The sequence below is a fragment of the Pukyongia salina genome, assembly GCF_002966125.1.
Lineage (GTDB): Bacteria > Bacteroidota > Bacteroidia > Flavobacteriales > Flavobacteriaceae > Pukyongia > Pukyongia salina.
The window spans coordinates 1,156,738-1,170,719 of sequence record NZ_CP027062.1; the positions used below are offsets into that span (position 1 = coordinate 1,156,738).

The following is a 13,982-nucleotide window of genomic DNA, read 5'->3' on the forward strand; positions in this document are numbered from 1 at the left end:
TTGCAAATAAACTACTTTTACGCCATGCGTTTGAAATTTCCGAAACGGGAAAAACTAAAAAGCCGAAAGATTATCGCTTCCTTATTTTCCGAAGGAAAATCGGTTAGCAAATTTCCTGTGCGATTGATTTATTTACCCATCGAAGATCTTTCTCTTAATAAAGCCGCGTTTTCTGTTCCGAAGCGTAGGTTCAAGCTGGCGGTAGACAGAAACAGAATAAAACGGCTAATGCGAGAGGCTTACAGGAAGCATAAAGGGGCGTTAAACTCTAATAAAGGAGGTAATTTTGCGTTGTTGTTTTTGTATATTGGTAAGGATGATGGAGAATTTGGCGAAATAGAAAAAGCAATTGCCGCTCTTCTCAAAAAGTTACCTGGGACAAACTAATACTTTAGCTTCCGGAATACATTAAATACAATTTTTATCATGAAAAAGAAGATAATCTTTTCGGTCCTGGCGATCGGCATTTTTTTCACTACTGTAAGTTTTAAGAATGATTTCTTCGAGGTCGCCAAACAAATTGAAATATTCACAACTATGTTCAAAGAACTCAATATGAACTATGTGGATGAAGTAACTCCTGCAACCCTAATGGATAAAGCTATAAAGGGCATGCTGGAGGATCTGGATCCTTATACTATCTATTGGAACGAACAGGAAGTTGAAGATGCCAGGATAAAAAATTCCGGCACCTATACGGGAATTGGAGCCTCGGTTCAAACACTTGCCGATAAGATTATTGTGGTTGAACCTTTTCAAGGTTACCCTGCAGATGAGGCCGGATTGAAAGCGGGAGACGAGATCATAAGGATAGGAAACACCAACTTGTCCGACTTCGAAGATGATGCCGGAGAACTTTTAAAAGGGGCCGCCGGGACGACCGTAGAACTTACCTATGTGCGGCAGGGGAAGACTCAAACCACTTCTTTGGTTCGAAAAAAAGTAGCAGAAAAAGCTGTTCCTTTCTTTAAATTGCTTGATGATAATATAGGCTACATCGTCCTTACCAAATTTAATCGAACCACAACCCGTGAAACAAAAGCGGCGCTCGAATCGCTTAAATTAGACGGGGCAGAGAAGATCATCCTCGACCTTAGAGGAAATCCTGGAGGCCTTTTAAATGAAGCTATAAACATTGTTAATCTTTTCGTGCCTAAAGGAGAAGTGATCACAACCACAAAATCGGTGATCGAGAAATATAATAAGACCTACAGCACACAAAATGAGCCGGTAGACACCGAAATTCCACTTGTTGTTCTGGTAAATGGTAGAAGTGCGTCTGCTAGTGAGATCGTTTCGGGGGGATTACAGGACCTGGATCGAGCTGTGATAGTAGGAGCGCGTAGTTTTGGTAAGGGCCTTGTACAGCGGCCCAAAAAACTAACCTATGGTACTCAACTAAAGGTTACCATCTCTAGATATTATACTCCCAGTGGCCGTTGTATTCAGGCGCTGGATTATTGGAATCGAGATGAAAACGGCGATCCTATTCGTCTAGACCCAAAAGAGTATAATGCTTTCAAGACCAAAGGTGGGCGAACGGTATACGACGGAGGTGGGATACTTCCTGATATCGAAGTGGAAACGGCTAAATTTAGCCCTATCACAACCGCATTATTAAAGGACAATGCTATCTTCGATTATGCTACCCAGTATTATTATGAACACGAAATGAAAGATTCTTCGAATTTTAAGTTCACCGATTCAGATTTTCAGGACTTTCTTCAATTTTTAAAGAAGAACGATTTCAGCTATGAAACCGAAACAGAGAAAGAATTCGCTGAAGCGCTGAGACGCTCAGAGGACGATGATTTAAAAAAGCATATAGAGGGGAGTTATAAACAATTGATATCGTCCATCGAATCGGCTAAGGAAAAGGCGCTGGTAGATAAGAAGGCAGAGATAAAGTCGTTGCTGTCTGACGAGATCCTCAAGCGTTTTTTCTATCGTGATGGCCTATACAATTACCAGGTAAAGCACAACCCCGAGATACTTGAAGCGATCGCGGTGTTAAAAGACACTAATAAATACAACCGTATTCTAAAATAACATTTTGTGGAGGCCTTTCTCAACTTTTTTGAAACCATGCCTGTGTGGATGAAGGCTGGTTGGATTGTTTTTCTGCTTGCTTTTTTCTGGATTTTGGAAGGCAATTACAGCCTGGTGCGATTTCAATATAAAAAATGGAAGCACGCCAGGATAAATATCTTTCTTCTGGTGCTCGTAATGGTGATCAACACTGTCTTTGGTGTTATCACCACCTGGTTATTTGTCTGGCTGGGCGAATCTCAGTTTGGACTTTTGTACCTAATTAATGCGCCTGTTTGGGTAGAACTGCTGCTTTCCATTCTGGTACTGGATCTGGTTGCACAATATACCGTCCATTATTTACTCCATAAGGTTCCGTTTATGTGGCGACTTCATATTGTACATCACAGCGACAAGCATGTGGATGTAACCACAGGAACAAGACATCATCCGTTCGATTTTATCATTAGAGAGACATTCGCCCTCCTTGCGTTGGTGATCATGGGAATGCCTATTGCTTACTATTTTTTATATAGGATCCTAACCATTTTGTTCACCTATTTCTCTCATGCGAACATTGCCCTTCCAGGTTGGTTGGACAAGGGTCTGTGCTTGCTCTTCGTAACTCCGAATATGCATAAATTTCATCATCATTATCAGATGCCATGGACAGATAGTAATTACGGAAGTATTTTCTCTTTCTGGGATCGCCTCTTCGGAACTTTTGTTTACGACGATACCAGTAAAATAAAATACGGAATTGATGTGGCAGATCACCGCGACGACGAGAATATAGCCGTGCAACTAAGGATTCCTTTTGATAGATCTGTGGGGAAAATGCAGCGTTAATTGCAGCTTTTAAAAGTATAGTTGCATAAGTGATGTGGTTTTCTTATATTATTGGTTATGATACAATTAGAAAAAGAAAACAATAAAGAGGTGATGCAATTGTCACTTGCGTACCTTGAAAAAAAGGGATTTGAGAACATCAAAGCAGACATTGATGGTTATGAAAAGCCTAAAAGCTATCACAAAAAGAACAGTGATGAAACGATCACTCCCGACATCGTAGCAGAAAGAGCCGGGATTAAACATTATTTCGAAATCGGCTTAAAAAGCGAAAAACCAAATCTGCTGAAATCCAAATGGCGATTTTTAGAGGTGCTAAGCCGAATGAAAAATCACCGATTCAAAATTATCACCCGCAGAGGGCATTTTAAGTTTACCAACGAAATGCTGTCCGACCTCAACCTGAACAAACCCTTGATCAAACTATAATTAAGGGTCTATATTTTCACCGTGCTGTGAGGCGTCTAATCCTCTGTATTCCTGATCCTCCCGAACTCGCATAGACAGTAGCATGTCTGTAATTTTGTAAAGCACCCAGCTTCCTGCGAACGTGAAGATCGCAACAAGCACCAGGGCAAGGATGTGGTACATGAAAGTAGTTGTTTCACCATAGATTAGTCCTACATCTTTTGCGAGCACTCCGGTAAGGATCATACCAACAATTCCTCCCACACCATGGCTGGGGAATACATCCAGAGTGTCGTCAATTTCGGAGCGTTTGTTTAGTCTGATTGCAAAATTACTTACCAGGGCAGCTACAAACCCAATGAATATACTTTGTCCAAGTGTAACAAAGCCGGCGGCCGGAGTAATGGCAACCAGCCCAACTATGGCACCAATACAGGCACCCAGGGACGACATTTTTCTATTCTGAAACCTATCCAGAAAGATCCAGGCGATCATACTGGTGGCCGAAGCCAGGTTAGTATTGGCAAAAGCGATAACTGCATCTGTATTGGCGCCAAGTGCAGAGCCCGAATTAAACCCGAACCACCCGAACCATAACAGGCCGGTACCAAGGATCACGAACGGAATATTGGCAGGTCGTTCAATACGTTCCTTTCTCTTACCCAGATACATCGCACCGGCCAGGGCGGCAATTCCTGCCGACATGTGGACCACTGTCCCTCCGGCAAAATCCAGGACGCCCCAATTACGAAGTAAACCATCAGGATGCCAGGTCATATGCGCTAAAGGCGAATAGATGAAGATGGAAAACAAAACCATAAAGAGTATGTAGCTTCTAAAGCGTATCCTTTCTGCAAAACTTCCGGTGATCAAAGCGGGCGTAATTATGGCAAATTTTAACTGAAACAGGGCGAAGATGAGAAAAGGAATAGAGTCTGAAAATTCCGGGTTGGGGGATAAGCTTACCCCTTTAAAATTAAAATAGGTTAATGGATTACCAATGATGCCTCCTATACTATCCCCAAAAGCCAGGCTGAAGCCAACCAATACCCATAAAACACTAATCACGCCAAGGGCAACGAAGCTTTGGAGCATGGTTGATATCACACTCTTTTTACTTACCATGCCACCGTAAAAGAATGCGAGGCCGGGGGTCATGAGAAGCACAAAAGCACTGGCAACGATCATCCATGCCGTATCGCCCGAATCTATCGAACCGGTTCCCTCTATAAATTTATATTCAGCACTAAATAATAAACTTAACAGCACTAAAACTGTTAACACTATAAAATTAAGTTTTCTGCCCATACCCTCTTATTTTTAAAGAATAAAGCAGTAAACTTATCAATTTATGGAGTTGACCCCCCTAAATTTTATTCAATATTATTAACAATTATGGATTTATTACAAAAGACCCCCTACAATTAGAAATTTAATAATTTTATGCGGGGTTTTTTATCATTGCGATATGCGGGATGCCATCTTCAAGATAAGTTACCCCTGTAGATTTAAATCCGTGCTGCTCATAAAAGTGAGTTAAGTAGGTTTGAGCGGAAAGTTTTATTTCTTCTGAATTGTAATGCGTGTGGATAGCGTGGATCGATTCCTTCATTATCTCGTGTCCATAACCATATTTTCTGAATTCGCCGGCAACCACAACCCTGCCTATAGCGGCTTCCTTAAAGTAGTCTCCGGGCGCGAAACACCTTGTGTATGCCGCGAGTTTAGTGTCAACATACCCTAAAATATGAAGTGCTTTTATATCCTTGCCATCAATATCCTGGTATACACAGTCTTGCTCTACCACGAATACTTCACTTCGAAGCTGCAACAGGTCGTGCAATTCCTGCGTAGTTAAACTATCGAATGTTTTTATCCTTATCTCCATTATTTAATCCTGTACAATAATGTCTTTAGGGTCATCTTTCTGATATTCGGGTTGGATGTTTACATGGTTTATTCCGAAATCCTCTTCTAAAATGTGTTCAACATCAACTAGAATCGCATCAAATTCGGATAGTGTGATATCTCGATGGAAATCTATATGCGCCTCCAAATGATTTTCTTTTTCGTTTAGTTGCCAAAGATGCATATGGTGAACGTTCTTGATCTCCGGATGGGCAGAAATCGCTGTTCGTAATTCTTCGAGATCAACATCTTCAGGGGTGAACAACATAAGCACTCGAAAAGAATTCCGTAAAAGATCGTATCCCATCACGATCAAATAGATCGCAATAAGAACCGTTAAAACACTATCTACCCAATACCATCCATAATATTTCATTAAAAGCCCCCCAATTAAAACTGCAACAGAAGCAGACATATCGGTTAATAAATGAAGGTATGCAGATCGCATGTTCATATTTTCCTTAGAACTTTTCCGAAGCAATAAAACACTGAAACCATTTACAGCAATCCCTAAGAAGGCCAGCCAGATCACTAAACCACTCTCAATTTCCTGAGGATTGAAAAAGCGCTGAATTGCCTCAAAAATTAGGTATACAGCAACGATCATCAGGGTGGCAGCATTGACAAAAGCGGCAATAATTTCGGCGCGTTTGTATCCAAATGTTTTGTTGAAAGAAGCTTTCTTTTTCGAATATCTATCAGCTATATAACTAATAACCAGTGATAAAACATCACTAAAATTATGCAGCGCGTCACTAATAAGGGCAAGACTACCGGAAATAAGCCCTCCTATAACCTGGGCAACAGTAATAAGAAGATTTAAGAATATGGATATAAGGAGGTTTCTTCCTTTCACATCATGGTGCTCGTGATGGGTGTGATGATGTGAATGATTGTGAGCCATAGGAAAATATTATGCACAGGCGATCTTATCTACCCTTCGTTGATGCCGGCCACCTTCAAACGGGGTTTCTATAAAAGTCTTTACCATATCAATAGCCTGGGGTTGGCTGGTGAATCGTGCCGGAATACTTAATATGTTTGCATTGTTGTGCTCTCTGGCAAGTGCGCTGATCTCCTTTGTCCAACATAAAGCCGACCTAACCTTCTGGTGCTTGTTTGCCGTCATAGAAGCACCGTTTCCGCTTCCGCAGATAATTATTCCCATATCAACATCTCCATCGGAGACGGCTTGAGCTACAGGATGAACAAAATCGGGATAATCTACACTATCATTAGTGTTCGTGCCAAAATTACTAACAGTATGGCCTTCAGATTCTAAATAAGACACTATAGCATTCTTATAATCTGTGCCGGCGTGGTCGTTTCCAATAGCGATTTTCATAATAGATATTAGTTTGTACAAAGATACTAATTCCTTATCAGCTCTAAAGTAGAAGCTTAATAAACAAAGAACACTTTTTTAACCATTTCGATTTATTCTTATAAAGAGAATGAGGTAGTATTGGTTAATAAAGTTGTTAATAGTTGTTTATACTATTTACAGAAAAAATGTTGTGTACTTAGTAATAGTTTCCCATATGAAATTATTCTGCAGTTCAGCAAATTTTTTTAAGGGTATTTATAAGTCTGTTATGAGGTCAATATTGAATTTTTCCAACATTTATTTCAGAAGAAAATATTAAAAATCTATTGTTAAGATCAATTATTCACTATTGTTAATCGATGAACTTAATACCTTATTTTTCAGCTAAACACATTAATAAAACTATGTTCACAACCTATCAACAAAAACACATAACTAAATCTCAAAATAAATAAGCAAAAACTTATACCTGAAATTAACAAGCTATAATCATCATCATTTTTAATTTAAAGTTTTAAAAGAAAAAATAATATGATGTAATAGTTGTTGAAAAGTTAAACGATGCGCAAATTTGAAGATCGATTTAGATTCTCTATGATCTCTTCAGCCAGAAGGATATCATCCTGGTGAACTTTAAGACGGATCCCTCCTATGGCATTACTATGAAACGGAAGTACGCTTATCATGGTCTCGTTCTGAAATACATGCCGAATCTCATGATGCTCGAGTAATAATCGCAATACAGCATATTCGCTGGGATACGTAAAAATAGCTATGGTTTTAAAGTCTTGCATATGTCTTTTACTAATGTATTAAATCTTTATATATTTCTGATACTGATTGTTATATAAAGCGTACTTTTGCCGCATACTTAAAAAACAATGCCAAAGAGAAAGAAGAGAAGAAGAAATAAACAACGTATAGAAAATCTTACCGAAAGCATACTAAACATACTTCGCAAAAATCATTCCCAAACCTTTAATTATAAACAACTAGCTTCTAAACTGGGAGTAGACGATTCCAGTAGTAGGAATCAGATAATAAAGAAGTTAAAACAACTTCAAACTAAAGGAACCATTGAGGAAATAGAACGAGGTAAATTTAGAATTACTCCTTCGGTGAATTACTATACCGGTGTTATGGATCTCACCTCCCGAGGAGAAGGATACGTAGTGGTTGAAGATCTGGATGATGATATTTTCATTAAAAACAAAAGCCTGAATAAAGCCCTCAATGGAGATGTGGTGGAGGTCTATGTTTTTAAACGGAGAAAAGGAGGAAAATTAGAAGGTGAGGTTTCGAAAGTATTACAAAGAAAGAGAACCGAATTTGTAGGGACTATTCAGATTTCCGAAAAGTTTGCCTTTGTAGAAACTACGGGCTACAATATGTATACCGATATTTTTGTTCCGAAGAGCAAAATCCTCAAAGCCGAAAACGGAGACAAGGTTCTTGTAAAAATAGAAGGATGGGAAGCCCATTCCGAATCTCCTGTTGGTAGTGTGATAAAAGTCCTGGGTAAGCCCGGGGATCATCAAACAGAAATTCATGCGATTCTTGCACAATACGGACTTCCGTATGAGTTTCCTCCTGAAGTTGAAAAATTTGCCAATTCACTAGATACCAGCATACAGGCAGAAGAAATAAAGAAGAGAAGGGATATGCGCGATACCCTAACCTTTACCATCGATCCAAAAGATGCTAAAGATTTTGATGACGCCCTCTCATTTGAGATTTTAGAAAACGGAAATTACGAAATTGGGATCCATATCGCAGATGTGTCTCATTATGTAAAACCCGGAACAGTACTAGACGACGAAGCATATGAACGCGCCACTTCAGTATACCTGGTAGATCGGGTGGTTCCTATGTTACCTGAGATATTATCTAACAACGCATGTTCTTTACGTCCCAATGAAGAAAAATATACCTTTTCTGCAATTTTCGAAATGAATTCACAGGCGGAAGTAGTAAAGAAATGGTTTGGACGAACGGTTACCTATAGTGATGCGAGGTTTGCATACGAAGAAGCTCAGTATATCATAGAAAATCAGGGATCCGATACATATGAGATCCCTTCCGATATTTCATTGACAGCTATGAAATACCAAGTGGATCCTGCTATTGCCAAAGCAGTGCTGGAGTTGGATAGGCTTGCGAAGATCCTAAGAAAGAAAAGAATGCGCAACGGCGCGATTTCGTTCGATAAGGTGGAAGTTAAATTTAAGCTGGATGAAAACAACGAACCGGAAGGCGTATACTTCAAAGAGAGCAAAGACGCCAACAAACTTATAGAAGAGTTTATGCTTTTAGCAAATAGAAGTGTTGCAGAATTTATAGGAAAACAAAAAGAAAAGAAAACTTTTGTTTACAGGGTTCATGACGAACCAGACGATGAAAAGATCGCACAGCTGGAGAATATTGTAAAACGTTTTGGATATAAAATAAATACACGCGACAGACAAAGCACCGCAGCATCACTTAATAAACTTCTGGAGGATGTACAGGGAAAGAAAGAGCAAAACCTGGTTGATACACTTGCAATAAGAAGTATGAGCAAGGCGGTCTACACTACAAATAACATTGGCCATTATGGTTTAGCATTCGATTATTACACTCATTTTACCTCTCCAATACGGCGTTATCCCGATGTAATGGTGCATAGGCTACTGCAACTTTACCTGGATAGAAAACCTTCGGCGAAAGAAGATCTTTATGAGGAAAAATGCGGGCACTCCAGCAATATGGAATACCTGGCAGCTTCAGCCGAAAGGGACAGCATTAAATATATGCAGGTGAAGTATATGATGGACCACCAGGATCAGGACTTCCTGGGCGTGATCTCCGGTGTGACAGAATGGGGAATCTACGTGGAGATCATATCAAATAAATGTGAGGGAATGGTTCGTTTACAAGACCTGAGAGATGATCACTATAGTTTCGATAGGGATGAATTTGCTGTGATAGGAAATAAAACTAAAAATGTATACCAGCTGGGTGACGAAGTTTACGTGAAAGTGAAGAACGCGGATCTAGTAAAAAAACACCTGGATTTTACTATGTTGGGCCACCGAAAGGACTATAAGGAAGAGGCCTAACTTTCCTAAAGGTCTTTAACCAGAATAATAGCGCTGGACAAGACTAAACAAATTTGTATTTTTACAGTATGTTCGATGGTTTGTTATATGCGGCCCTCTACGGAGTTATACTTGCTTTTATGGTGGGCCCCGTATTTTTTACTTTAATCGAAACTAGTATCACTAAAGGTTTCAGGGCAGGATTATTTTTCGACCTTGGGGCAATCACTGCAGATATAATTTTTATTTTAATTGCTTTATACGGCACGAGCAAGATCCTTGAAAAAGTAAAAGACGATCCCGGCCTGCTAATCTTTGGAGGCGTGATCTTGATCGCTTATGGTGTAATATCGTATATACGTACGGCTAAATCGTTTATCAAAATCGTGCGAGAGCATTACGCCGTGAAGGTAAAGAAAGACCTGGGAGGATTATTTTTAAAAGGTTTTTTACTGAATTTTGTGAATTTTGGGGTGCTTGCCGGTTGGATAGCCACGATTATCATGGCAAACGCTCTTACCTCTTCAGACAGAGGTGTGCTGCTGTTTCTAGCGACAGTGCTCGTAACTTTTTTCCTAACCGATCTGGCAAAGATCTCACTTGCCAAAAAACTAAAGAGCAGACTTACCCCGCGATTTGTTTATAAAACCAAGAAATGGATCAGTATTCTAATTATAGGATTTGGTGCACTCTTGCTGGTTGAGGGTATTTTCCCCGATGAAGTTCAGCGTGGCTTAGACAGAATTCCTTCAGTTAAAAGCCCGATGGAGAAATCTGTAGAATAATAAAACCCCTCCCAAAAAATCGGGAAGGGTCTTTGAGGCATCGAGCGGATTCGAACCGCTGTACAAGGTTTTGCAGACCTCTGCCTAGCCACTCGGCCACGATGCCTTTTACAGATGGCAAATATAAAAGATTAACTTTAAAAAACGGACTTAAAAGTTAATTTACCGCTTTGAAGACATGCTCACACTAACTTCGGCAACATCACCCCCTATAGGAGGGTTTACTTTTGAAACCATCACTTTAACGTAATCCACTTTTGGAAGTTCCGCAAATATAGTGTCGATGATGCGTTGCCCTACGTGCTCAAGCAGTTTGGACCGTATCGCCATTTGTTCTTTTACGATGCGATTTAAATGCACATAATCGACAGTATCTTTTAGATGATCACTTTTGGCAGCCTTCGAAAGATCTGCCTTCACAGTTAGGTTTACCAGGTAATCACTACCAATTTTTTCCTCCTCGGTAAGGCAGCCATGATTGGTAAAAATGCGGATGTTTTTTAATCTGATGCTACTCATCTAAAATTGCTTTCGGCAAAGATACTTTTTTTACCTTTGCCTGTTGTTTGAAGAACCACCTTCCTGGATGAAAAAGATTTATTACCAGGAAGTTCATCGAAATTTTCAGAAGCTGAAAAAATAAAATATGTCTAAAGAAGAACCACTCAATTTTATTGAGCATATTATAGAAAATGACCTGGAATCCGGATATTCTCCCAATTCGCTGCGCTTTCGTTTTCCTCCCGAACCCAATGGCTACTTGCACATTGGGCACGCCTCTGCCATCTGTTTAAACTTTGGCCTTGGCGAAAAATATAAAGCCCCGGTAAATTTGCGCTTCGATGATACCAACCCGGCAAAGGAAGAACAGGAATATGTAGATGCTATTAAACGCGACATTGAGTGGCTTGGTTATGAGTGGGCAGAAGAGCGATATGCGTCAGATTATTTTCAGCAGTTGTACGACTGGGCGGTACAATTTATAAAAGAAGGAAAGGCTTATGTTGATTCTCAGACTTCTGAAGAAATAGCCAGTCAAAAAGGGACACCCAACGAACCCGGCAAGGAGAGCCCGTACAGAAACAGGCCTATTGAAGAAAGCCTGGAGCTTTTCGAGAAAATGAAGAATGGAGAAGTAGGCGAGGGTGAGCATGTGCTACGTGCTAAGATCGATATGGCTTCAGGAAATATGCTGATGCGTGATCCTGTAATGTATAGGGTGCTTCATAAGCATCATCATCGTACAGGGACAGACTGGAAGATATTTCCTATGTACGACTGGACACATGGTGAAAGCGATTATATAGAACAAGTCTCACATTCTTTTTGCACCCTGGAATTTCTTCCTCATCGCGAATTGTACGACTGGTTCCTGGACCAGGTACATGCGTCGAATAAATTAAGACCAAAACAGCGTGAATTTGCCAGAAGAAATCTAAGCCATACAGTTGTGAGCAAGCGAAAACTGGCCAGATTGGTTGAAGAAGGTGTAGTTAATGGGTGGGACGACCCAAGGATGCCAACAATTTCCGGTTTGAGAAGGCGAGGCTATACACCCGAATCTATCCGAAATTTTGCTGAAAGCATAGGTGTTGGTAAACGGGAGAATCTCATCGATGTTTCGCATCTCGAATTTAATGTACGGGAGGACCTCAACAAAAAAGCAACTCGTGTAATGGCTGTTCTGAACCCGGTAAAGCTTATTATCACAAATTATCCTGAGGGCAAGACCGAATGGTTGGATGCAGAGAATAATCCTGAAGATGACAGCGCAGGAACCCGTAAGATCCCATTTTCAAGGGAACTGTACATTGAGCGGGAAGATTTTAAAGAAGAGGCAAATCGAAAGTTCTTCAGGCTAACGCTGGGCAAAGAAGTCCGATTGAAGAATGCCTATATCATAATGGGAGAAAGCGTGGTAAAAGATGCCGAAGGTAATATCACCGAGATACATTGCAGCTACGACCCGGATAGTAAAAGCGGCAGTGGCAGCGAAGCCTCTATGAGAAAAGTAAAGGGAACGCTTCATTGGGTTTCTGTTGCACATGCACTACCCATCGAGGTGCGTTTATACGACAGGCTCTTTACAGATCCATCGCCAGACACTCATAAGGATAAGGATTTTATGGAATTCGTCAACCCAAATTCCCTGGAAGTTATCCAGGCGTATGGCGAACCAGCCTTAAAGGATTTCAAGGCAGAGGATAAAGTACAGTTTCAGCGGCTGGGTTATTTTACGGTCGATCCGGACTCTACGGAGGATCATCTCGTATACAATCGAACGGTTCCTCTAAGGGATTCCTGGGCAAAGCTGGATACAGGATCATAGTATCAACCTGAACACAGCGTATAAATTTCCGGCCATATGGAAGACGATCGGGAACCAAATAGAGCCGGTCTTGAATCGCATAATGGCTAAAAATGCGCCTATTCCGAAGATATATAATAGCTCGAAGATATTATATTGAAAATGAAACACCGCAAAGATAGCAGCAGTTGCAATAATTGTTATCCACCTGTGTTTGCTGGCCAGTATATGGTCCATTTTACCTAGCAGGTAACCGCGATACATCACCTCTTCAAGTAAAGGCCCGAAGATTCCTAATCCGAGAATTACGAGGATCTTTTCGGTGGTACTATCTACAGTAATTAGGATTTCGGAAGTGATGGCCGCATATTCCCTTAGAAGAATTCCGCATATAAGAATGAATAAACTGTAAAGTAACCAGATCCGGTCTTTTCTTTTAACCCGTACAAATCCCAGAAATGAAAACACCCCCGATCTTATCGTTAACTTAAGAAAGAAGTAGATCAGCACCAGGATCGTAATAGCACTTACTATCATCGCGATATGAAATTGTGGTAGATCCCAGATCTGATGAGGAACATCGTCAATATGTACGTAAAAACCCTGTATGGTCACAGATTGGTTCGGGTCGCCATAGAAGAAGAACTGCAGCGTGGTAAGGAGTAGTTGAAGTAATAGATAACTACCCAGTATGAAAAAGAAAGTATAATACAAAAGGATCCATTTTGTGATTATACTTTCTCTTATTTTTCTAATTAAAGACATTTAGAAATGGACTATGTTTAGTTTTGACTAGTAGTGTCACAATCCCATTCCCAGGTATTTCCGGGGGGGCCCAAATGTATCTTTACACAGAAGACATGCGCTATTACACATATCCAGCCACATCGTTGAGCCGAAACTTGCCCGACTGTGGTAGAGCTAGTTTCTCCATTTGGCCCTTTGAAGGCGATTTGGGTGTCAGGGTCAATGTTTTTCAACGAATTGGTATACACCGCAACATCGATTCCGTTTGAGGTTTTAGTTACCCGGTACATGAATTTTTTACCGTTACGGTCATAACCGGGAACATCGGCCGTTTCGCCAGGTTTTAAACTGGAAAAATCATAATCTTTTCCCGGAGCATCGGCCACGAGCTTATCTGTAATCTCACAGGTGGATTTTTCAATAAGGTTACACGGATTTGTCTTAGAATGGGCTTGTCCCATTAATAACATGCCAACTAAAAGGGCAGCATAAAGTTTGAAATTTTTCATAAGTAGTTTGGTTTAGAGGGGGGCTAGAAGCTGAGA

15 protein-coding genes and 1 tRNA gene are annotated in these 13,982 nt (G+C 40.4%); 7 read left to right on the forward strand and 9 right to left on the reverse strand.

Features of this window, described 5'->3' with window-relative positions; translation table 11 throughout:
* The first annotated feature begins 24 nt into the window (after positions 1-24).
* The 4 genes from rnpA to C5O00_RS05165 are packed head-to-tail and all read left to right on the forward strand — an operon-like array spanning position 25 to position 3,306.
* Complete coding sequence (gene rnpA, locus C5O00_RS05150; RefSeq protein ID WP_105215536.1) at positions 25-387, forward strand: ribonuclease P protein component; 363 nt, start codon at positions 25-27, stop codon at positions 385-387.
* A 39-nt stretch (positions 388-426) separates the two neighbouring features.
* Positions 427-2,049 (forward strand): S41 family peptidase, encoded by a 1,623-nt coding sequence (locus C5O00_RS05155; protein WP_105215538.1) that lies wholly within the window; start codon positions 427-429, stop codon positions 2,047-2,049.
* 6 nt (positions 2,050-2,055) lie between these two features.
* Positions 2,056-2,877 (forward strand): sterol desaturase family protein, encoded by an 822-nt coding sequence (locus C5O00_RS05160; RefSeq protein WP_105215540.1) that lies wholly within the window; start codon positions 2,056-2,058, stop codon positions 2,875-2,877.
* Between the two features lie 57 nt (positions 2,878-2,934).
* Positions 2,935-3,306 (forward strand): hypothetical protein, encoded by a 372-nt coding sequence (locus C5O00_RS05165; RefSeq protein ID WP_105215542.1) that lies wholly within the window; start codon positions 2,935-2,937, stop codon positions 3,304-3,306.
* On the opposite strand, the gene C5O00_RS05170 is transcribed toward C5O00_RS05165, so the two are convergent.
* From C5O00_RS05170 to C5O00_RS05190, 5 genes are all read right to left on the reverse strand, one after another.
* Complete coding sequence (locus tag C5O00_RS05170; RefSeq protein ID WP_105215544.1) at positions 3,307-4,593, reverse strand: ammonium transporter; 1,287 nt, start codon at positions 4,591-4,593, stop codon at positions 3,307-3,309.
* Between the two features lie 133 nt (positions 4,594-4,726).
* Positions 4,727-5,173, reverse strand: coding sequence for a GNAT family N-acetyltransferase (locus tag C5O00_RS05175; RefSeq protein WP_105215546.1), 447 nt, complete (start codon positions 5,171-5,173; stop codon positions 4,727-4,729).
* 3 nt (positions 5,174-5,176) lie between these two features.
* A complete protein-coding gene (locus C5O00_RS05180) occupies positions 5,177-6,097 on the reverse strand; it encodes a cation diffusion facilitator family transporter (protein WP_105215548.1) in 921 nt (306 codons plus the stop codon).
* A 9-nt stretch (positions 6,098-6,106) separates the two neighbouring features.
* Entirely contained in the window at positions 6,107-6,538 is a 432-nt protein-coding gene (gene rpiB / locus C5O00_RS05185; RefSeq protein WP_105215549.1) for a ribose 5-phosphate isomerase B, read from the reverse strand.
* A gap of 536 nt (positions 6,539-7,074) precedes the next feature.
* On the reverse strand, positions 7,075-7,314 hold the full coding sequence (locus C5O00_RS05190; RefSeq protein ID WP_105215550.1) for a hypothetical protein: 240 nt from the start codon (positions 7,312-7,314) through the stop codon (positions 7,075-7,077).
* Positions 7,315-7,401: 87 nt separating this feature from the next.
* On the opposite strand from C5O00_RS05190, the gene rnr reads away from it, so the two are divergent.
* A complete protein-coding gene (rnr, locus tag C5O00_RS05195) occupies positions 7,402-9,618 on the forward strand; it encodes a ribonuclease R (RefSeq protein WP_105215551.1) in 2,217 nt (738 codons plus the stop codon).
* A 68-nt stretch (positions 9,619-9,686) separates the two neighbouring features.
* Positions 9,687-10,382, forward strand: coding sequence for a LysE family translocator (locus C5O00_RS05200; protein ID WP_105215552.1), 696 nt, complete (start codon positions 9,687-9,689; stop codon positions 10,380-10,382).
* A 35-nt stretch (positions 10,383-10,417) separates the two neighbouring features.
* Here C5O00_RS05200 and C5O00_RS05205 read toward each other — a convergent pair.
* A tRNA-Cys gene (locus C5O00_RS05205) sits at positions 10,418-10,488 on the reverse strand.
* 56 nt (positions 10,489-10,544) lie between these two features.
* The gene (gene folB, locus C5O00_RS05210) at positions 10,545-10,901 is read right to left on the reverse strand and encodes a dihydroneopterin aldolase (protein WP_105215553.1); all 357 of its coding nucleotides are present in this window, start codon (positions 10,899-10,901) and stop codon (positions 10,545-10,547) included.
* Positions 10,902-11,028: 127 nt separating this feature from the next.
* On the opposite strand from folB, the gene C5O00_RS05215 reads away from it, so the two are divergent.
* On the forward strand, positions 11,029-12,711 hold the full coding sequence (locus tag C5O00_RS05215) for a glutamine--tRNA ligase/YqeY domain fusion protein (protein ID WP_105215554.1): 1,683 nt from the start codon (positions 11,029-11,031) through the stop codon (positions 12,709-12,711).
* Here C5O00_RS05215 and C5O00_RS05220 read toward each other — a convergent pair.
* A complete protein-coding gene (locus tag C5O00_RS05220) occupies positions 12,706-13,455 on the reverse strand; it encodes a CPBP family intramembrane glutamic endopeptidase (protein WP_105215555.1) in 750 nt (249 codons plus the stop codon). The two genes, C5O00_RS05215 and C5O00_RS05220, sit on opposite strands and share 6 nt — an antisense overlap.
* A gap of 17 nt (positions 13,456-13,472) precedes the next feature.
* Positions 13,473-13,946, reverse strand: a complete 474-nt coding sequence (locus C5O00_RS05225; RefSeq protein WP_105215556.1) for a hypothetical protein — start codon at positions 13,944-13,946, stop codon at positions 13,473-13,475.
* Between the last annotated feature and the right edge of the window lie 36 nt (positions 13,947-13,982).

Coding starts and splice junctions, on each gene's coding strand:
- rnpA (WP_105215536.1), top strand. CDS start 25: ATGCGTTTGAAATTTCCGAAACGGGAAAAACTAAAAAGCCGAAAGATT.
- C5O00_RS05155 (WP_105215538.1), top strand. CDS start 427: ATGAAAAAGAAGATAATCTTTTCGGTCCTGGCGATCGGCATTTTTTTC.
- C5O00_RS05165 (WP_105215542.1), top strand. CDS start 2,935: ATGATACAATTAGAAAAAGAAAACAATAAAGAGGTGATGCAATTGTCA.
- C5O00_RS05170 (WP_105215544.1), bottom strand. CDS start 4,593: ATGGGCAGAAAACTTAATTTTATAGTGTTAACAGTTTTAGTGCTGTTA.
- C5O00_RS05175 (WP_105215546.1), bottom strand. CDS start 5,173: ATGGAGATAAGGATAAAAACATTCGATAGTTTAACTACGCAGGAATTG.
- C5O00_RS05180 (WP_105215548.1), bottom strand. CDS start 6,097: ATGGCTCACAATCATTCACATCATCACACCCATCACGAGCACCATGAT.
- rpiB (WP_105215549.1), bottom strand. CDS start 6,538: ATGAAAATCGCTATTGGAAACGACCACGCCGGCACAGATTATAAGAAT.
- C5O00_RS05190 (WP_105215550.1), bottom strand. CDS start 7,314: ATGCAAGACTTTAAAACCATAGCTATTTTTACGTATCCCAGCGAATAT.
- rnr (WP_105215551.1), top strand. CDS start 7,402: ATGCCAAAGAGAAAGAAGAGAAGAAGAAATAAACAACGTATAGAAAAT.
- C5O00_RS05200 (WP_105215552.1), top strand. CDS start 9,687: ATGTTCGATGGTTTGTTATATGCGGCCCTCTACGGAGTTATACTTGCT.
- folB (WP_105215553.1), bottom strand. CDS start 10,901: ATGAGTAGCATCAGATTAAAAAACATCCGCATTTTTACCAATCATGGC.
- C5O00_RS05215 (WP_105215554.1), top strand. CDS start 11,029: ATGTCTAAAGAAGAACCACTCAATTTTATTGAGCATATTATAGAAAAT.
- C5O00_RS05220 (WP_105215555.1), bottom strand. CDS start 13,455: ATGTCTTTAATTAGAAAAATAAGAGAAAGTATAATCACAAAATGGATC.
- C5O00_RS05225 (WP_105215556.1), bottom strand. CDS start 13,946: ATGAAAAATTTCAAACTTTATGCTGCCCTTTTAGTTGGCATGTTATTA.